Source organism: Bacillus sp. MSP13 (assembly GCF_000815295.1).
Classification (GTDB): Bacteria; Bacillota; Bacilli; order Bacillales; family Bacillaceae; genus Bacillus; species Bacillus vallismortis.
Genome location: NZ_JXAQ01000010.1, coordinates 100,322 through 119,202 on the forward strand (window position 1 = coordinate 100,322; position 18,881 = coordinate 119,202).

Annotated in this window: 21 protein-coding genes and 1 pseudogene; 13 read left to right on the forward strand and 9 right to left on the reverse strand. The window is 46.5% G+C overall.

The window, feature by feature from the left end; all coding sequences use genetic code 11:
* Window positions 1-81: 81 nt before the first annotated feature.
* Entirely contained in the window at window positions 82-2,019 is a 1,938-nt protein-coding gene (locus SC79_RS11090) for a S8 family peptidase (protein WP_039075090.1), read from the reverse strand.
* A 227-nt stretch (window positions 2,020-2,246) separates the two neighbouring features.
* On the opposite strand from SC79_RS11090, the gene celB reads away from it, so the two are divergent.
* Window positions 2,247-3,563 (forward strand): PTS cellobiose transporter subunit IIC, encoded by a 1,317-nt coding sequence (gene celB / locus SC79_RS11095; protein WP_039075091.1) that lies wholly within the window; start codon window positions 2,247-2,249, stop codon window positions 3,561-3,563.
* 97 nt (window positions 3,564-3,660) lie between these two features.
* Window positions 3,661-4,338, forward strand: a complete 678-nt coding sequence (locus tag SC79_RS11100) for a DUF2711 family protein (protein ID WP_039075092.1) — start codon at window positions 3,661-3,663, stop codon at window positions 4,336-4,338.
* Window positions 4,339-4,376: 38 nt separating this feature from the next.
* On the opposite strand, the gene glxA is transcribed toward SC79_RS11100, so the two are convergent.
* Window positions 4,377-4,757, reverse strand: coding sequence for a glyoxalase GlxA (gene glxA, locus SC79_RS11105; protein ID WP_039075093.1), 381 nt, complete (start codon window positions 4,755-4,757; stop codon window positions 4,377-4,379).
* A 122-nt stretch (window positions 4,758-4,879) separates the two neighbouring features.
* Between glxA and SC79_RS11110 the strand changes: the two genes are divergently transcribed.
* A complete protein-coding gene (locus tag SC79_RS11110; protein ID WP_039075094.1) occupies window positions 4,880-6,067 on the forward strand; it encodes a class I SAM-dependent rRNA methyltransferase in 1,188 nt (395 codons plus the stop codon).
* A gap of 35 nt (window positions 6,068-6,102) precedes the next feature.
* On the opposite strand, the gene SC79_RS11115 is transcribed toward SC79_RS11110, so the two are convergent.
* The 4 genes from SC79_RS11115 to SC79_RS11130 form a co-directional block, all read right to left on the reverse strand.
* Window positions 6,103-6,300 carry a YwbE family protein gene (locus tag SC79_RS11115; RefSeq protein ID WP_039075095.1) on the reverse strand — a complete coding sequence of 66 codons (198 nt, stop codon included), beginning with the start codon at window positions 6,298-6,300 and terminating at the stop codon, window positions 6,103-6,105.
* Window positions 6,301-6,334: 34 nt separating this feature from the next.
* Complete coding sequence (locus SC79_RS11120; protein WP_039075096.1) at window positions 6,335-7,537, reverse strand: MFS transporter; 1,203 nt, start codon at window positions 7,535-7,537, stop codon at window positions 6,335-6,337.
* Window positions 7,538-7,639: 102 nt separating this feature from the next.
* A complete protein-coding gene (locus tag SC79_RS11125; protein ID WP_039075097.1) occupies window positions 7,640-8,317 on the reverse strand; it encodes a CidB/LrgB family autolysis modulator in 678 nt (225 codons plus the stop codon).
* A complete protein-coding gene (locus tag SC79_RS11130) occupies window positions 8,299-8,685 on the reverse strand; it encodes a CidA/LrgA family holin-like protein (protein WP_015714922.1) in 387 nt (128 codons plus the stop codon). Before SC79_RS11130 ends, SC79_RS11125 begins: the two co-directional genes overlap by 19 nt.
* A gap of 105 nt (window positions 8,686-8,790) precedes the next feature.
* On the opposite strand from SC79_RS11130, the gene cidR reads away from it, so the two are divergent.
* From cidR to SC79_RS11165, 6 genes and pseudogenes are all read left to right on the forward strand, one after another.
* A complete protein-coding gene (gene cidR, locus SC79_RS11135) occupies window positions 8,791-9,696 on the forward strand; it encodes a cidABC operon transcriptional activator CidR (protein WP_039075098.1) in 906 nt (301 codons plus the stop codon).
* 7 nt (window positions 9,697-9,703) lie between these two features.
* Window positions 9,704-10,519 (forward strand): hydroxyethylthiazole kinase, encoded by an 816-nt coding sequence (gene thiM / locus SC79_RS11140; RefSeq protein WP_039075099.1) that lies wholly within the window; start codon window positions 9,704-9,706, stop codon window positions 10,517-10,519.
* Window positions 10,519-11,187 (forward strand): thiamine phosphate synthase, encoded by a 669-nt coding sequence (gene thiE / locus SC79_RS11145; RefSeq protein ID WP_039075100.1) that lies wholly within the window; start codon window positions 10,519-10,521, stop codon window positions 11,185-11,187. Before thiM ends, thiE begins: the two co-directional genes overlap by 1 nt.
* 96 nt (window positions 11,188-11,283) lie before the next feature.
* Window positions 11,284-11,712: pseudogene (locus SC79_RS21605) on the forward strand (Efem/EfeO family lipoprotein); the annotation flags it as partial.
* Window positions 11,713-11,730: 18 nt separating this feature from the next.
* The gene (efeB, locus tag SC79_RS11160) at window positions 11,731-12,981 is read left to right on the forward strand and encodes an iron uptake transporter deferrochelatase/peroxidase subunit (RefSeq protein WP_039075102.1); all 1,251 of its coding nucleotides are present in this window, start codon (window positions 11,731-11,733) and stop codon (window positions 12,979-12,981) included.
* 91 nt (window positions 12,982-13,072) lie between these two features.
* Complete coding sequence (locus tag SC79_RS11165) at window positions 13,073-13,675, forward strand: DsbA family oxidoreductase (RefSeq protein WP_039075103.1); 603 nt, start codon at window positions 13,073-13,075, stop codon at window positions 13,673-13,675.
* Between the two features lie 96 nt (window positions 13,676-13,771).
* Here SC79_RS11165 and SC79_RS11170 read toward each other — a convergent pair whose 3' ends face one another.
* Window positions 13,772-15,313: a solute symporter family protein gene (locus tag SC79_RS11170; protein WP_039075104.1), complete on the reverse strand. Its 1,542-nt coding sequence runs from the start codon at window positions 15,311-15,313 to the stop codon at window positions 13,772-13,774.
* Window positions 15,310-15,618, reverse strand: coding sequence for a DUF485 domain-containing protein (locus SC79_RS11175; protein WP_039075105.1), 309 nt, complete (start codon window positions 15,616-15,618; stop codon window positions 15,310-15,312). Before SC79_RS11175 ends, SC79_RS11170 begins: the two co-directional genes overlap by 4 nt.
* 128 nt (window positions 15,619-15,746) lie before the next feature.
* Here SC79_RS11175 and SC79_RS21010 point away from each other — a divergent pair, with 128 nt between their 5' ends.
* Window positions 15,747-15,887 carry a hypothetical protein gene (locus tag SC79_RS21010; protein ID WP_156122670.1) on the forward strand — a complete coding sequence of 47 codons (141 nt, stop codon included), beginning with the start codon at window positions 15,747-15,749 and terminating at the stop codon, window positions 15,885-15,887.
* Between the two features lie 171 nt (window positions 15,888-16,058).
* Here the strand turns inward: SC79_RS21010 and slrA are convergent, their stop codons facing one another.
* Window positions 16,059-16,217: a transcriptional regulator SlrA gene (gene slrA, locus SC79_RS11180; RefSeq protein WP_039075106.1), complete on the reverse strand. Its 159-nt coding sequence runs from the start codon at window positions 16,215-16,217 to the stop codon at window positions 16,059-16,061.
* A 351-nt stretch (window positions 16,218-16,568) separates the two neighbouring features.
* On the opposite strand from slrA, the gene SC79_RS11185 reads away from it, so the two are divergent.
* The 3 genes from SC79_RS11185 (at window position 16,569) to SC79_RS11195 (ending at window position 18,881) form a co-directional block, all read left to right on the forward strand.
* A complete protein-coding gene (locus tag SC79_RS11185; protein ID WP_039075107.1) occupies window positions 16,569-17,240 on the forward strand; it encodes a TetR/AcrR family transcriptional regulator in 672 nt (223 codons plus the stop codon).
* 17 nt (window positions 17,241-17,257) lie between these two features.
* Window positions 17,258-17,641 carry a GtrA family protein gene (locus SC79_RS11190; RefSeq protein WP_039075287.1) on the forward strand — a complete coding sequence of 128 codons (384 nt, stop codon included), beginning with the start codon at window positions 17,258-17,260 and terminating at the stop codon, window positions 17,639-17,641.
* 67 nt (window positions 17,642-17,708) lie between these two features.
* A complete protein-coding gene (locus tag SC79_RS11195; protein ID WP_039075108.1) occupies window positions 17,709-18,881 on the forward strand; it encodes a galactokinase in 1,173 nt (390 codons plus the stop codon).

Sequence of the window (18,881 nt, forward strand, 5' to 3'; positions counted from 1 at the left end):
GGGAAAAAGGTTGTGTGCGATGTTCTTTAGAATGGAAAAAGCCTGTCAGGCCTAGAATGAGAGGCTGACAGGCTTTTTTGGCTACCTTTTCGGTTTAACGGCATTCAGCCGTTTTTGCAGCTTTGTTTTTTCATTGGATTTTTGTAATTGATTCACTGCAGACTGAGCGGATGTCTTTGCTTTTTTCGTTTTGTCTTTTTCCGCTTTCTTCACTTTGTCTTTAGCGGTTTTAACCTTTTTTGTTTCGGCTGTTGCCACTTTTTTCTTCACTTTGTCTAACCGTTTTTGCAATGACGTTTTGTCCTTGCCTGATTGAAGCTGATTGACGGCTGATTGCGCTTTTACCGCATTGGTGTGAGTTGATTTCTTTTCTGCTGCAGATACGGATTGCTTCGCCGTTTTTAAATTGTTGTTTTTTACTTTGGCAAGGCGTTTCTGCAGGGATGTTTTTTCTGAACCTTTTGGCAGCTTGCTGACGGCTGATTGTGCGCTGTTAACATCTGTTTTCTTTTTGCTTTTTTCCGCCTTCGCCACTTTTTCTTTCGCCTGCTTTGATGCGATATAGCGTTTTACTTGGTCTAAGCGTTTTTGCAGGTTCTTTTTGTCTGTTCCATTCGGCAGCTTGTTAATGGCAGCTTGTGCTGTATCAACGGTTTGCTGTGTTTTATATTTTTCAGCTTTTACGACTTTATCTTTCGCGTCTTTTACATTTCTGAAAGACTGTACTTTATCCAGTCTTTTTTGCAGGGCTGTTTTGGCGTCAGAATCCGGCAGCTGGCTGACGAGTTCTCTCGCTTTGTTGATATCGGCTTGCGTTTTTGTTTGTTCCGCTTTCTTCACCGCTTGCTGTGCGGCAGCATACGCAGAATCTGCTTCCTGCGATTTAAACTGGATAAACCCATAGCCAAATTGTTGATCGCGGCCTGCGGTTCCAAGATCAACGACATGTTTTTGCATAGCTGCGCGAAGCTGCACGTTTGTCTCGGCAGGATGACGCTGCTGTAACAAGGCAAACATGGCAGCGGCGTGCGGTGTCGCTTGGGAAGTTCCGCTTCCTGTCGCATAAAATTGGTTTAAGTACGTGCTCGTGATGTTGGTTCCAGGCGCTGAAAATTCAACTTCATCTCCAGTTGTAGAGAATCCGGCAAGCTGATTCTTTTCGTTTGTTGCTGAAACAGCTACGACACTGCTGTATGCCGCCGGATAGTTCACTGGCTTGCCGTTCCCGTCGTTACCGCTGGCCGCGACAAGCAGAATACCTTGTTCATATGCTTTGTCCATGGCATCATGAAGGATTTGGCTGTCTGATGTCGTGCCAAGGCTCATATTGACGATGTCCATCCCGTGTGAGATCGACCAGTCGATTCCTTGGAGAAGGCTTTGTAGATCGCCCGAACCGTTCTGATCAAGCGCTTTAACCGCGTATATTTGGGCTTCCGGTGCGATGCCGTCAATTCCGTAGCCATTATGCTTGGCTCCGATAATCCCAGCGACATGTGTTCCGTGGCCGTTATCATCTTTGTAAGAAGAGGTGTAACTGGCAGCTGAATACCCGCCGGCAATCGACAGGTCTTCGTGGGGGGAGATTCCGCTGTCAATGACTGCGATTTTGACACCTTTGCCGGTTAGTCCTTCCTTCCAAGCCTGCTTCACTTGAATGGGTTCAAGGTTCCATTGTTCGAAGTTTTCAGTATCCTCAGTGCCGTCTGTCAGCACTTTGAAATCCGTGCTGCCTGCTGCGGTGAATGAGACATTGTTTTCCACATACAAAATATCAGGATCTTGTTTTAATTCTTTCACTGTATCCTGATCAGCTGTGACGGCTACAGCCGGAAGATGCTTATACTGCTGTTCAACCTCAGCATCGCTGTCAAGGACGGTTTCCTTGCCCGCTTTGTTTTTATAAACCACAATAACTTCTTTCCCGCTGCTGTTTTGCGCATGCGCGAAAGGGCTTATGGCGAGCAAACTGAAAAACAGAGTGACTGATATGGCAAGCTTGCACGACACGTTTTTCATGATTCATCTCCTTCTTTCTATGATGTTTGATATATATATCGGAGAAAAAAGACAGTTTAATAGTTAGGAGGAAAAATTTTTTCATTGACAAGAATGTCCAGTAGAATGCAGTTTTTTTCCGCAGGAAGAGGAAATTTTCCGAATGAATTTGTAAGCGTTTTCAAAATAAGATAAAGAAAACATTGCGAAGGTTGTTTACAAAGCAATGAAAAAAGGGGGCTTTTCAGATGAGCGCATTCACTCGGGTGATGGAAGAAAAAATCATGCCTGTCGCCGGGAAAATTGCCGGGCAGCGGCATCTCAGCGCTTTGCGTGACGGCATAATCCTGACCATGCCGCTGATTATTATCGGGTCTGTCTTTTTAATTTTAACGAGCCTGCCGATTCCCGGTTATGCTGATTTCATGGCGAGTGTGTTTGGAGATCAGTGGGCCGATAAACTCGGTTATCCCGTTAATGCTTCGTTTGATATTATGGCGATGATCGCCGCATTTGGAATCGCCTATCGGCTGGCGGAGAGCTATGGTGTCGATGCGCTGTCGGCCGGCGCGATATCAATCGCCGCATTTCTGTTGGCAACGCCGTTTGAGGTGCCGTTTACGCCGAATGGCTCAACGGAATCCATCATGGTCGGGGGCGGAATCCCGATCACACTGCTTGGCAGCAAGGGTTTGTTTGTCGCCATGCTGATCGCTTTGTTTTCGACTGAAATCTATCGGTACATTATTCAAAAGAATATCGTCTTCAAAATGCCAGACGGCGTGCCGCCGGCGGTAAGCAAATCATTTGTCGCGCTGATTCCCGGCTTTATCATTGTATTTCTCGTGTGGCTGGCGCGTCTACTGATTGAAATGACGCCTTTTCAGAGCCTGCACAATGTCGTAGGAGACTTGCTTGGCACACCGCTTTCCATCCTTGGAGGCAGTCTCGGCGGAAGCCTGATCGCTGAATTTGTGCAGATGCTGCTTTGGTCGTGCGGGATTCACGGAGCTTCCATCATTGGCGGAATTATGGCGCCGATTTGGTATGGCGCGATGGATGCCAACCGTCTCGCGTTTCAGGCGGGCGAGGCGCTGCCGAGTATTTTTACGACTCAGTTTTTTCAAATATGGATCAATGTCGGCGGAAGCGGAGCGACGCTGGCGCTTGTCCTGACGATGCTTGTGCGCTCCCGTAGCAAACAAATGAAGCAGCTTGGCCGACTAGGGATTGGCCCTGCGCTATTTAATATCAACGAGCCAATCATTTTCGGCATGCCGATTGTCATGAACCCGCTCCTCATCGTTCCATTCATCATCGCGCCGCTCCTCACGATTACCGCAACCTATATCGGCATGAGCACAGGACTGGTGGCAAGGCCGGCGGGAATCGCCGTGCCATGGACGATGCCCCCGCTCATATCAGGCTACCTGGCGACAGGCGGAAAAGTGTCCGGAGCCGTTATGCAGCTGGTGAATCTTGTGATCACCTGTGCTATCTACTATCCGTTTTTCAGAATATGGGACCATCAAAAATGGCGGGAAGAGAGTGCGGGTGAATCTTGAGATAATGTGTGTTGTTAAAGCTAATCAGCCTGGGCCGTTGGGATGATTAGCTTCTTTCAATTAAAAGCGATGTTAGAATATGTAAAGGGGGTGCGTAATGCTAGAATACATATGGTTCGATGATGAATCACCAATCTTAAAACAAATACCAGCAGAATATACATCAGCAGCTATTTTATTTTCTCCTTTTATTCAAATGCCTGAAGGATGGGAGAAAGAAAAGAGAAAAAATGAGTATGAACATATCTATCCAAATGATGAGGAAGTAAGGGAAAAAGGCAAAGCCGTTTCATGGAAGAAGGTCAAGTCCTCTTGCGGCTTTCAAACAAATGCCGAGCTGGCACTGGCTTTAATGACGTCGATAGGCGCCTTAAGGGATGAGTGCGGGAGAGAGGATTTGGCTGAAGTTTTACATGGGAATATAAATGAAGGCCTCTTTTATCCCAGTGAGGACCATATTTCAAATTTTCATATTTCCAGTTTGGTAGAAGTGTTTCGTTCGAACGGGGCCAATCAGTTTTATTACTCAGAACCAATTATCGAAAACAGTGGCTTTCTGGAGATAACTGAGACTAACTTACAGACAGTTCTTGATGATGCCGCCGCAGAGCTCATGTTGACTGATAAAAAAATGGATTTTGTGTTGATGAGTGTATATGACTCCTTCATTACTGTCTTTTTAGCGAAAGGTGGAAACATCAATGAGTTGGTTCAGCTTATGGGCTGGGAAGCCATGATTTGCGATGAGGGCACACATATCAGTTGGTATAGATGAAAAAAGAACGTACACCACAAAATGTACGTTCTTTATTTTTACCGCTGAAAGAATTCAATCCACTCACCATCAGGACCTTCGATATAGAAATAACGATACCCGTTTGGAAGTGTTGTGATCTCTTCGTCGATGAATGTCGCGTTCATTCTTTCCGCTTTTGTATATTCAGCCGCGATGTCATCCGTCAGCAGGGCAATATGGTGCACTTTTCCTTCGGTCGGAAGCTCGCTGCTGTAGCCTTGAATCAGTTCGATTTCTGTTTCCGGGCCGTCTTCAAAGCCGAGAAAAGCAAGCTCGATTACACCGTTCGTGTGTGTGATGCGATCCTTCAATTTCATGCCGAGGACCTCTTCATAAAATGTGATGGACGCGTTGATATCTCTTACCATAATGCCTGTATGGTCAATTCGTTTTGCCATGCTGCTCCTCCTCGTAACTCTTATTTGTCTATCGTAGAAAAACCTTTCCTTTCTGTCAATGCAGACATCTTGGCGTTTTATGGTACGATAAGAGAAAGCAAACAGAAAGAGGACGAACACACATGAAGCTACTCACCCTAAAAAAAGCACACACTGCAAAAATCAAAAAAGGCTACCCCCTCATCGAAAAGGAAGCGCTCGCAGGGAGTGCGGGGCACGTGAAAGAAGGAGACCTCGTTGATATCGTATCTGAGAGCGGGGAGTTTCTCGCGCGTGGTTATTACGGCCTGCAAAACAAAGGGGTCGGCTGGACGCTTACCCGCAATAAACAAGAACAGATTGATCAAGCATTTTTTCTCAGCAAATTATCCAAAGCGGTGCAAGCGCGCGCCAAACTTTTCGAGGCTCAAGATACAACAGCTTTCCGTATGTTTAATGGGGAGGGCGACGGTATCGGTGGTGTCACGATCGACTATTATGGCGGCTACCTGCTGGTTCAATGGTACAGCAAAGGCATTTACGCCTTTAAAGACATGCTGATTTCCGCTTTGGATGAGCTTGATCTTGATTATCAAGCGATTTACGAGAAAAAACGCTTCGACACGGCTGGACAATACGTCGAAGATGATGACTTCGTGAAAGGAAAAAGAGGCGACTTTCCGATCATCATTCAGGAAAACGGCATCCAATACGCGGTCGATTTGAATGAAGGCGCCATGACGGGCATCTTTTTGGATCAGAGACATGTGCGCAAGGCGATCAGAGACCGATACGCAAACGGAAAAACCGTCTTAAACACGTTTTCTTATACGGGTGCATTCTCCGTGGCAGCGGCGCTTGGCGGAGCGGAGAAAACAACAAGCGTGGACGTGGCAAACCGGAGCCTGGCCAAAACGATCGAGCAATTCAGCGTGAACAAGCTCGATTACGAGGCACACGATATAAAAGTGATGGACGTATTTAACTATTTTTCGTATGCGGCGAAAAAGAATCTGCGTTTTGATCTGATTATTCTAGACCCGCCTTCCTTTGCGCGCACAAAAAAACGCACCTTCAGCGCGGCCAAGGATTATAAAAATCTTCTGAAGGAAACGATCGCCATTACAGCTGACAAGGGCATCATCGTTGCTTCCACAAACAGCAGCGCCTTCGGCATGAAGAAATTCAAAAGCTTTATCGACGCAGCCTTTAAAGAAACCAATGAACGCTACACAATCATTGAGGAATTTACGCTGCCGGAGGATTTTAAAACGATTTCGGCGTTTCCGGAAGGCAACTACCTAAAAGTGGTCTTTCTGCAGAAAAAATAAAGCGAAAAGCTGCCCTGTTCAGGGGGCAGCTTTTTTTATGTAGAAATGATCTGCTGGACGCGGCCGATGCGGCCATCTTCAAGACGGACCTTAATGCCGTGTGGGTGAAAGCTCGACTTCGTCAAAATATCCTTCACTGTCCCTCTCGTCAGTTTTCCTGTTTTTTGATCTGCTTTCAATACAATATCCACCTGTAATCCTTTTGAAATGCTGCTTCGCTGTTGCCCGTTCATCACGCTCATCCTTTCTTTTTATTCATTATCGTCATTATGGTTTAAAAGTAACAGCCGGCTGATGAAGTGTGTTTTTGTTTTTTTCAGCCTTCATTAAATAGAATGTCAGCCCAAAGCCTGCTATGCCCAGAATACCAAAAAGCAAGTAGACTGCGAAGATCGACACGTAATCAAAAATATACCCGCCCGCAAAGGTGCAAAACCAGTTGCCGAAACCGTTGCCGATGGCCGCATACATGGTCAGCGCCGTCGCTTCAACGTGGCTTGGCGTGATTTTTTTCACGTATTGAAGCGCAGCCGGGATAAATAAACCGATAGCCACTCCCTGAAGAAAGACCGTCGCATAAATGATCCATAATGAAGGCGCTGTGAAATAGAGCGCCCACCTGAATAATGAGACCCCGCCTGACAGCATAATGACGTTGAGCAGCCCCATTTTATCTATAAATGTTTGGGCGAATCGCATAAATGGAATTTCCGAGATCACGCCGATAAAAAATAAAAGGCCGATAGCGGAAAGTGACGCGCCGCTTTTGTCCAGAAATAGACTGAAATACGTATTGTTCGCTAAATTCGGAGCAAATGTCGTAAAGGTGATGATCATAAAGATGAGGAACGTTTTGTTGCTGATAAGCTCCCGGAATCCTTTGCGGATATTGACCTTTGTTTTTGTTTTCTGCTGGCCGGGCATTTGTGAGGCCAATATGGCGGCAATGCACAGAAAGGCACAGCCAAAAATAAAAATGACGTGAATGGGGTACAGTTGATTCGTCACCTGGCCCATGACAAACACCGCGACGCCGAAGCCGAGAGAACCAAACAGGCGGATTCCGCCGTAGTTGCCGTTTGTTTTTAGTGTGTACCGTAGTGAAATGCTGTCCGATAATGGAATAATCGTGCTTTGAAAGGCTGCAAAACAAGCCGCAACCAAAATAAACAGGGGAAAGCCGTCAAATGCAAGATAGCCTAATCCAATGATGCCCGTGATTGCTGTGCAGATCGCCAGCAGACCCTTTGTTTTTTGCGTATAGTCGCTCAGCATGCCCCAAAACGGCTGAAAGAAAATCATCACAATCGGGCCGAGTGACATGATCAAGCCGACCTGTGAGCCGCTTAACTGCTGTTCTTTTGTTAAATACATGCTGAGTAAGGGAATGATGCTGCCTGTGCCGAGAAAAGCAAATAAATAAAATCCTTTTAACGCGGCATAATGCCGTCTCACCTGCAAGCTGTGCATGGGGTGCCTCCTTTAGTATCCACAAATTACATTATATTGTAATCTGCCAGCTTTTCAATAAGGAGCAGCACATAAAAAAACTGCCCTGAGAGGACAGTTTTCTTACATAAATGATAGTAAAAACGGCGCCGCGCAAAGCGTCATAATCGCAGCTAAGATCATCGACACGCTGGAAATCGTGCCGGATACAGAGCTGAGTTCAAATGCTTTTGACGTTCCCGCTCCGTGCGCGCTTGTGCCGAGCAGCACGCCCCGCGCAATTTCGTTATCAATGCGGAAATAGCGGATCACCATCGGGCCGATCACTGTGCCTAACAGCGCGGTCAAAATCACAAACACGGCTGTGACGGCAGGCATTCCGCCGATCATTTCTGATACGTTCATAGCGATCGGCGTGGTCACTGATCTTGGAACAAGGCTGTCGATTAAGCCGGTGCCGAGGTGAAGCCATTTCGCAATAAGAGCAGTTGAAATAATGGCGATGCATGAGCCGACGGCTACGTTCAAAATAATTTCCACTGCGTATTTCTTTAAAACAGGGAAATATTTATATAGCGGGATCGCAAAAGCTACGGTGGCCGGCTGTAGCATATCGGTCAGCAATTCGCCGCCGAGATTATAGGACTCGTACGGGACATTCACGAGCAGCAGCAGACCGACTAACACAGCGGGCGTTACCAATAGCGGCGACGTATAGACACGCGGAAAGCGTTGATATACCTTTTTTGCTCCTATATACACCAAGACCGTTAAAAACAAACTTACAATTCCGATGAACACGTATGCTTTTTCTCCTTTCTTTTTGCAATGATTTGTGTAAGCGTTCCTGTAGACACCATCACGACAAACGTGCTGATGATGACAACAAGCAGAATGCTGACACCAAATTTCGACATAATGTCTCCGTATTCAATCACTCCGACGGCAGATGGGATAAAAAATAAAAGCAGCTCCCCGAGAAGCCACGCCGCGCCAAGCTCTATCCATTCAAGCTTGATAATGTTAAAGTGTAATAATGTGAAAAGAATCACAATCCCAATTATACTGCCGGGAATATTTATATGAAGAAGGGCTGTCACCCAATTAATCAGCCGAGCAAATATAAATAACAGAGCGATTTGAATAACGGTTAGCAACAGTTTTTTCATATTGATGCCTCCCTTATATTCATATTGTACATAAGGTCTCGCTATAGGTAAAATATATATAAAGAATAATAAGTATTCCTTTTGTCTATAGAAAGGAGGAAGCACATGGATATCCGCCATTTAACATATTTTCTGGAAGTCGCCCGTTTAAAAAGCTTTACGAAGGCTTCTCAATCTCTCTATGTGTCGCAGCCGACGATATCAAAAATGATCAAAAATTTAGAAGAGGAGCTCGGGATTGAACTGTTTTACCGAAACGGCAGGCAGGTGGAACTGACTGACGCCGGCCATAGCATGTATGTGCAGGCGCAGGAAATTATTAAATCATTTCAAAATCTGACGTCAGAATTAAATGATATTATGGAGGTCAAGAAAGGGCACGTACGAATTGGACTGCCCCCGATGATTGGATCGGGATTTTTCCCGAGAGTGCTCGGCGATTTCCGTGAAAACTATCCGAATGTCACCTTTCAGCTGGTGGAAGACGGTTCTATAAAAGTCCAAGAAGGTGTTGGGGACGGTTCACTTGATATCGGCGTTGTGGTTCTTCCCGCAAATGAAGACATCTTTCATTCGTTTACAATCGTAAAAGAAACCTTAATGCTTGTCGTTCACCCTTCCCACCGGCTGGCAGATGAAAAAGAGTGCGGGCTGCTTGAACTGAAGGACGAGCCTTTTATTTTCTTCAGGGAGGATTTTGTCCTGCATAATCGAATTATGACAGAATGTATCCGGGCCGGATTTCGGCCTCATATCATTTATGAAACCTCACAATGGGATTTTATCAGTGAGATGGTGTCAGCCAACCTTGGGATCGGGCTTTTGCCGGAACGAATCTGCCGCGGGCTTGACCCGGAAAAAGTGAAGGTCATTCCGCTTGTCGATCCGGTCATCCCCTGGCACCTCGCCATTATTTGGAGAAAGGACCGCTACTTGTCCTTTGCGGCCAGAGCCTGGCTTGAACATACGAAATCGTATTTATGGGACCCAAAAAAAGAGAGTAAAGGATGATGCAAACATGGATGCACAATCAGCAGCAAAATGCCTTACCGCTGTCCGCCAGCAGAGCCCTCTAGTACACAGCATAACCAATAACGTCGTAACGAATTTTACAGCAAACGGCCTGCTCGCCCTCGGCGCATCACCTGTGATGGCGTACGCGAAAGAAGAGGTAGCCGACATGGCGAAGATGGCGGGTGCGCTTGTTTTAAATATCGGAACGCTGAGCAAGGAATCAGTCGAAGCGATGATCATTGCGGGAAAATCAGCCAATGAACATGGCGTCCCTGTCATTCTTGATCCTGTCGGCGCTGGAGCAACACCATTCCGCACGGAATCAGCGCGTGACATCATTCGTGAGGTACGCCTCTCAGCGATCAGAGGAAACGCGGCGGAAATTGCCCATACCGTTGGCGTGACCGATTGGCTGATCAAAGGTGTTGATGCGGGAGACGGGGGAGGCGATGCCATCCGGCTGGCCCAGCAGGCGGCGCAAAAGCTCAACACGGTCATTGCGATCACTGGTGCAGTCGATGTCATAGCCGACTCATCAACCGTATATACCCTCCATAACGGCCATAAGCTGCTGACGAAAGTGACAGGCGCCGGGTGTCTGCTGACTTCTGTTGTCGGAGCGTTTTGCGCTGTGGAAGAAAATCCATTGTTTGCTGCTATCGCTGCCATTTCTTCATACGGGGTCGCAGCCCAGCTTGCCGCCCAAGAGACAGCTGACAAAGGTCCGGGCAGCTTTCAGATTGAATTGCTAAACAAACTTTCATCTGTTACTGAAAAAGACGTCCAAGAATTGGCGACAATAGAAAGGGTGATTCTCTGATGACACGTATTTCTCGGGAAATGATGAAAGAGTTATTGTCTGTTTACTTCATTATGGGGTCAAACAATACGAATGCCGATCCTGTCACTGTTGTACAAAAAGCGTTAAAAGGCGGCGCCACGCTGTTCCAGTTTCGTGAAAAGGGAGGGGACGCGCTGACAGGGGAGGCGCGGCTTACATTCGCTAAAAGCGTGCAGGAAGCCTGTCGTGAAGCCGGTGTTCCTTTCATTGTCAATGATGACGTAGAGCTGGCTCTGAAACTGAAGGCTGACGGAATCCACATCGGCCAGGAAGACGCTAACGCAAAAGAGGTGAGAGACGCCATAGGCGATATGATTCTTGGTGTTTCCACCCATACAATGCCTGAGGTGAAGCAGGCTGAAGAAGATGGGGCGGACTATGTCGGACTCGGGCCCGTTTATCCGACAGAAACGAAAAAGGATACGAGAGCTGTGCAAGGCGTATCTCTCATCGAAGCGGTTCGCCGCCAAGGCATCGGCATTCCAATTGTCGGCATCGGCGGCATCACAATCGAAAATGCCGCATCTGTTATCCAAGCGGGGGCTGACGGTGTCAGTATGATCAGCGCCATCAGTCAGGCGGAGGATCCAGAGGGTGCCGCGCGCCAGTTTTATGAAGACATTCAAACGTATAAAAAGGGCAAATAAGCATGATCCCATCTGAAGGCTGTCCGATAAAGGGCAGCTTTTTGCTGTGGTTTCAAATTTTCCGCCGCGGTGGTTTTGATCCGTAAATACGACCTTGAAGTCGATGCATATAGCCATTTCGGGAGGATCGAAAAGGCAATAGCTGAAAAAGAACTTGGCCGTTTCATTGAATCACTGATAGTACCTGAACAACATGGAGCAGGCGCGAACGGAGCCGGCATTTCGAATATCACTAGAGAAAAGGAGCGCAACTCACGAATGATATGAGTTGAGCTGATGGTGAATCTGGAAGGTTCCCAAGCTGTATATCAAACAGTAACAAGAGCGCTTGTGAAAGATCACTCTGACCTGACGGGAAAACTGGATACGGAATTCAGCGAATTTGAAGTTTTAATGGCAAAATACAAAACAAATGAACAGTTCTATACGTCTTATGATACATTAAGTGAAAATCCAATCAGAGAGCTGAGCACAAAGTTGACGACTCTTCCTGAAACGATGTCGGAGATTGCCAATGTGCTATAAAAGGAGTTTTGTCACAGCATGAGCGATGAACAAAAAAAGCCAGAACAAATTCAGAGAAGGGACTTTTTAAAATGGGGAGCGATGGCAGGCGCGGCAGTTGCAATTGGCGCCAGCGGACTCGGCGGTCTTGCTCCGCTAGTTCAAACAGCTGCTAAGTCATCAAAAAAGGATGAACAAGAGGAGGAGCAGGTTGTCCCGTTTTACGGAAACCATCAGGCCGGTATCACAACTGCCCATCAGATGTATGTCTATTTTGCCGCGCTGGATGTAACAGCAAAAAAGAAGAGCGACATCATTACATTATTCAAAAATTGGACAAGTCTGACACAAATGCTGACGTCTGGAAAGAAAATGTCGGCTGAGCAGAAAAATCAATCTCTGCCGCCGCAGGATACAGGTGAATCTGCTGATTTATCCCCTTCCAACTTAACGGTTACATTCGGATTCGGGCCTGGTTTTTTTGAAAAAGACGGAAAGGACCGCTTCGGGCTGAAAAGCAAAAAGCCGAAGCACCTTGCCGCTCTTCCCGCGATGCCGAATGACAATCTTGATCAAAAGCAGGGAGGCGGAGACATCTGCATCCAAGTATGCGCGGACGATGAACAAGTGGCGTTTCACGCGCTGAGAAATCTGTTGAATCAAGCGACCGGAACCTGTGAGGTCCGCTTTGTGAATAAAGGCTTTTTAAGCGGAGGAAAAAATGGAGAAACGCCGCGAAACCTCTTCGGGTTTAAAGATGGTACAGGCAACCAGAGCACGAAAGATGACACCTTGATGAACTCGATCGTGTGGATTCAGTCCGGTGAGCCTGACTGGATGACGGGCGGCACCTATATGGCCTTTCGGAAAATCAAAATGTTCCTTGAAAAATGGGACCGCTCTTCCCTCAAGGAACAAGAGGATACCTTCGGGCGCATAAAAAGCTCGGGGGCGCCTTTCGGCCAGAAAAAGGAAACAGATCCCGTGAAGCTGAATCAAATCCCGCCACATTCACACGTCAGCCTTTCGAAGTCTACGGGAAAACAAATATTGCGCAGAGCTTTCTCTTACACAGATGGACTTGATCCGAAATCCGGCAATATGGATGCGGGTCTCCTGTTTATCTGTTTTCAAAAAAATCCCGACAATCAGTTTATCCCCATGCTGAAGGTTCTATCGGCAAAGGACGCATTAAACGAATACACGCAAACAATCGGTTCTGCATTATATGCATGCCCAGGCGGCTGCAAAAAAGGAGAATATATTGCCCAGCGTTTGCTGGAATCATAAAAGTAGCCTTTATCGGCTTCTTTTTTAAAAAAAATATTTGTAACTTTTATTGTTACAGTTTACAATCAACCTATTATGAGAGGAGCGTATTATGACAGTACACATTAAAGTTTATTCAGATTACGTCTGCCCATTTTGTTTCATTGGAAAAGCCGCTTTTGAAGAAGCGATAAAAGGAAAGGATGTTGACGTTGAGTGGATGCCATTTGAACTGCGCCCAAGCCCATCTCCCCAGCTGGATCCGGTCAATGATCCTTCCAAACAGTACATGTGGCGGACATCCATCCAGCCAATGGCGGACAAATTAGGAGTCGAGATCAATTTTCCAAACGTCTCGCCTCATCCTTATACAAACCTGGCGTTTGAAGGCTTTCACTTTGCAAAGGTATACGATAAGGGACATGAATATAATACCCGTGTCTTTCAGGCGTTTTTCCAAGAGGGCCAAAATATCGGAGACATTGATATCTTGAAGAAGCTTGCCGAGGAAGTTGGGCTGGACGGAGACTCATTCAAATCCGCGCTGGAAGTCAGAACATATCAAGACGTGCAGAGCCAAGCGTTAAAGCACGCCTACGAAGAAGCTGACATCACAGCCGTCCCAACTTTTATCATTGGCGACACTGTGATTCCGGGTGCTGCCGGCAAGGACGTATTTGAAAAAGTGATTTCTGAGGAACAGCAGAAAAAGTAAGGGAAGCTCTCTATACAAGAGAGCTGAGGCTGTCGAGGGGTACCTCGACAGCCTTTTTTGAATGTCAACCACACTGTATACCGAAGCGGTTTTCATTTACTCCCGTTCCATATGAATGCCGGTATGCGCCTTCACCTGAATTTCCGCAAACGTATCATCATCGACTGTTTTATCCGACGACAGGAGCGTTCCAAGCCACGCGCCAAGGAAGCCGAGCGGGATGGAAATAATGCCCGGATTAGAAAGCGGAATGAGCGGATCGCCGGTCAATATAGCACCTCCGGACGGGTCCCACACACTAGGGCTCATCGACACGAGCACTAGCGAGCTAATCAGGCCTGTCAGGCTGCCCCATAATGCGCCTGAGGCATTGAATCTCTTCCAGAAGACCGTAAACACAATCAGCGGGAGGTTTGCGCTTGCCGCCACCGCAAATGCAAGTGCGACGAGGAACGCCACATTTAAGGACTGTGCAAAAATCGCGAGGAGAATGGAGAGCACTGACACGGCGACAGAAGCCCATCTGGCCGCTTTCATCTGTTCTTTTTCAGTTGCTTCTCCCTTTCTGATGATTTGGCTGTAAATATCATGGGCAAACGCCGAGGCGGCAGACAGCACCAACCCTGTCACGACAGCTAAAATGGTAGCGAAGGCGATGGCTGACACAAATGCAAACAGAAAATCTCCCCCGAGCGCTTTCGCCAAAAGCGGAGCCGCCATATTTCCCGCTGAATCAGCCGCCGTAATCGCGTCAAAACCAACAAACGCAGCGGCGCCAAAACCGAGAAACACCGTCATAATGTAAAAGACACCGATAATCCATGTCGCTGACACAACAGATGTCCGGGCCGTCTTAGCATCTTTAACGGTATAAAACCGGATCAAAATGTGCGGAAGGCCGGCGGTTCCCAGCACGAGTGCCAAATTTAACGACAGAGTCTCAAGCGGCACCTTGTATTTATTTCCGGGGTTTAAAAAATCAGCGCCAAGCGGAGTGACCGTTTTCATCTGCTCAAACATGGTATTGAGGTTAAAGCCGAATTTCGAAAACACGATGATAGAAATCACGAGTGTGCCGGCCATCAGCAAAACGGCTTTAATGATTTGCACCCAGCTCGTCGCGATCATGCCGCCAAACACGACATAAATGGTCATCAGCACCCCGACGATGAGAACCGCCACGGTATAATCCAGCCCAAGCAGCAGTTTGATCAGCGCACCCGCCCCCACGAGCTGGGCGATCATATAAAAAGTAGAGATGGCGATGGTATTCAGCGCCGCGACGCCGCGGATCTTCTTTTCTTTAAAACGGGCCGCAATCATGTCCGCCATCGTATATTTTCCAAGATTCCGTAGCGGTTCCGCCACGATGTACAAGACTACGAGATAAGCGACCAAAAAACCGATGCTGTAAAAGAATCCGTCAAATCCATATAACGCAATCATTCCGGCAATCCCCAGAAACGAAGCTGCAGACATGTAGTCGCCGGCAATTGCCAGTCCATTCTGAACACCGGTGAGCCCGCCGCCAGCCGTATAAAACTCACTCGTCGTTTTCGTCTTCCTCGCGGCAAAATATGTGATGACAAGCGTCAGGCCGACGATGGCTAAAAATAATAGAAAAGCAGTCATGTTCATGTCTGTTCACCCTTCAGGTCCGATTTTAAAGCGCTTACATATCGATCGAAATGGGCTGCCCTTCGGGAATACATCGTACTCAGGATCCAGGTCATGGCGAATTGGGCGATGGCAAACAGCCAAGCCCATGAAACAGCTCCAATGGCCGGCGCATTCAAAAAAGTGAAGTAAGACGTCAAAACAGGAAGTGAAAAATAAAAGACGAAAAAGAAAATCGCAGAAGGAACAATAAAGGCGCGTTTCTGCTTTAAAAAGGCTTGGAAAGACGGCGTTGCAGCAATCTGTTTGTAATCAGCTTTGTACATGGCTATCCTCCTTTAGTGGTTAAACGTAAGCAAAAAGGTACACCAATAGGTATGTACAGAAAGTCTGGTTTATGCGTTGAAGAATATCTGGAGGATGAAAAAAGAAGGAAGCCGTGAAGGTATACGCAATGGCAGAAAGACAAGCGAGGGTTTTCCAGCTCGGCCGCGTATATATGAATTTGCTTTCAAAACCTCACCGAATAACGCTTGTTCTCGGCGCAGCTGCTGTTTACCAGAGCCTGGTTATGGAGGTTCGCATCACCTCTTAATAGCAATGCATGTGCCAAGAGGTGATTGCATCACCGGCTGTCTGTCGTATGTTAGCTGACACACCGTTTGTCCTCAAGCTCGGCGCAGCAATCGCTTTCGAATAAGAGGATATGGTGAAAACTCAGGTCAGATGATAGAAAAGCCAGAGGTAATAGATCCGCCTGTTCGGATTAGTCTTGGCGGACGGTTTTTTTGTGATTGTTCTCTCTCAATGCTGTCTCAGATTCTAAAAACTGCCTCACATCATGAATGCCTAACCCTATGGATCTAGCTTCTTGCATTAACATATGCCAATCTTTGTCCAAATCTTTTTTAACATGAGTTTTCATAGTAACCTCCAATTGTATAAAATGTTTTCCTGCAACATGCGGGCAATAACACCAGCCGGCGCAATGATGAGGCGAGTACAACAAATTTCACACATAGTTGCTCGGTGTTCACAAACTGAAGGAAAAACCACCTACCTATTCCCTAAAAAAATGACTAATATAACCAATGAATCTTATTTATAATAATAAACAATTAAATACTGACTGGATAGTATGTAAATGAAAATAAATCATTTAGCCTATTAAAAATGACCCCAGAGAAACCGAATAGCATAGGCGTTCAAAGAAATAAATACCGCTAAAGATTGATCCGTTGTAAGATAAGGGTAATCATGCCGCCTGGAGAAAAATATGACAAAAAACAAATTTAAATTGAAAAGAGAAGCAACATTTGAAAGTTTTATAGACGCTGGCTTGGACTTGTTGATTGACCGAGCGTATGATCCGGTTTCTGTAGAGGATATCAGCAGAGCAGCCGGGTACAGCAAAGGAGCGTTTTATGTCCACTTTGTCAGCAAGGAGGATTTTCTGCAGCATCTTCTCGAAAAACGCCAGATGAAAAAAAAGATCATCATCGGGTATCTTGATCAAATGGAGAGGGTTTCAGTGAAACCGCTGACATTGGACGAGGCTGCAAAACATGCCGCAGAACTGCTTTATTCCTATTACATAAATAAGCCGTCGTGGGGTATTGCCTCATTTGCCATGAATATGCCGACGTATAAAGTCGTTCAGAGATGCAAGGCCTATGTCCGGCTGTACGAATTGTGGGTTGAGGAAAATGTGTTATATATTAAGTGGCTGAAGGAGAGAAAGCTGATTGACGCCTGTATTGATCCGGGATATACGGCTAAAATAATATGTGCAGTGCTTGACGGAATCATTAAACAAGCATATGTATTGGGACAGCCCGCCACATTCCGCAGCTTTTTAGACGCACTCTCTGTTTTTTTTACTCTGGACAGAGAACATGTGAGGCCAAAAATGTTAAGAAGTTTTTCAGAAAGCGAGGAACATCAATGAAGTATAGAGAAATGATTATGTATATCATTATGGGGATTTTCACCACCATTGTGAACATCGCCAGCTTTTATATATTGGTAGAGATCATGAATATCGATTATAAAGCCGCCACTGTCGCCGCTTGGATTTTTTCCGTGCTGTTTGCATACATCACGAATAAATTATATGTGTTTCAGCAAAAAACACATGACCTGCAGAGCTTGCTGAAGGAGCTCACAGCTTTTTTCAGCGTTCGGGTTCTGTCTCTCGGCATTGATTTAGGCATGATGATCATTCTTGTCGGCCAGTTCAATACAAATGAAACCTTGGCCAAAATACTCGATAACGCGGTCATTGTTGTCGTCAACTATGCTGCAAGCAAATGGCTCGTCTTTAAAAAGGCAAAAGAAGAAGGCGTGTGACAGGGGCATTGTTTCACTTAAAAAGTAAGGGGAAATAAAAAAATAAAACCATGAAAGGTGATTGCACATGCAGGAAGAGCTAAAGGGGATATATGCAAGTGTATTCGGAGAAAAAGAGGGGATACGGTTTTTTTTCGCACCTGGAAGAGTGAATCTGATTGGGGAGCATACAGATTATAACGGCGGGCATGTGTTTCCATGCGCGCTGACAATGGGTACATATGCTGTTGTAGCAGAAAGAAATGACGGCCTTGTCCGGATGTATTCTGACAACTTCAAAGAGGCAGGCATCAAGGAATGCCGCCTTGACGACATCCGCTATCAAAAAGAAGACGACTGGGCCAACTACCCGAAAGGCGTCATTTATGAATTTCAGCAAAGGGGCTATTCAATTCCCCATGGCTTTGACATCGTGTTTTCAGGAAATATCCCAAACGGGGCAGGGCTCTCGTCCTCCGCTTCGATTGAGCTGCTGATGGGAGTCGTGCTTCAAAGCTATTTTCAACCTGAAGTGGAGGCGCTTGAGCTTGTAAAAATGGCGCAGCATGCGGAAAACACATTTATCGGTGTCAATTGCGGAATCATGGACCAATTCGCAATCGGAATGGGCAAAAAACATCATGCGATGCTGCTGAACTGCGACACGCTGGATTATGAATATAGCAAACTCGATGTCTCAGGCCTCGCGCTTGTCATTGCGAACACGAACAAAAAAAGGACATTGGCAGACTCAAGCTATAATACGAGACGTCAAGAGTGCAATGATGCGTTGATTGATCTGCAAAAAGCGCTTGATATTGCCTCGCTGGGCGACATCAAGCCCGCTGAATTCGACGCGCATTCCAGCCTGATTCGAAATGAAACGAACAGACGCCGGGCAAAGCACGCCGTATATGAAAATCACCGGGCCATCAAGACGGCCGAGATGTTCAAAGAAAACAATGTAGATGAAATCGGGCGGTTAATGAAGGAATCCCACCTTTCATTGAAGGATGATTATGAAGTGACTTGCCCTGAACTTGATGAGCTTGTGTTTGCGGCGTGGGACCACGAAGGAGTCATCGGATCAAGAATGACGGGAGCGGGCTTCGGAGGCTGCACCATCAGCATTGTAAAGGATGCGTTTGTTGATGGTTTTATCCAAAAGGTTGGCGACAGGTATCAAGAAAAAACAGGTCTCAAAGCGGAATTTTATGTCGCTGATATCGGAGAGGGAGCGAGAGAACTAAAGGGGGAGTGA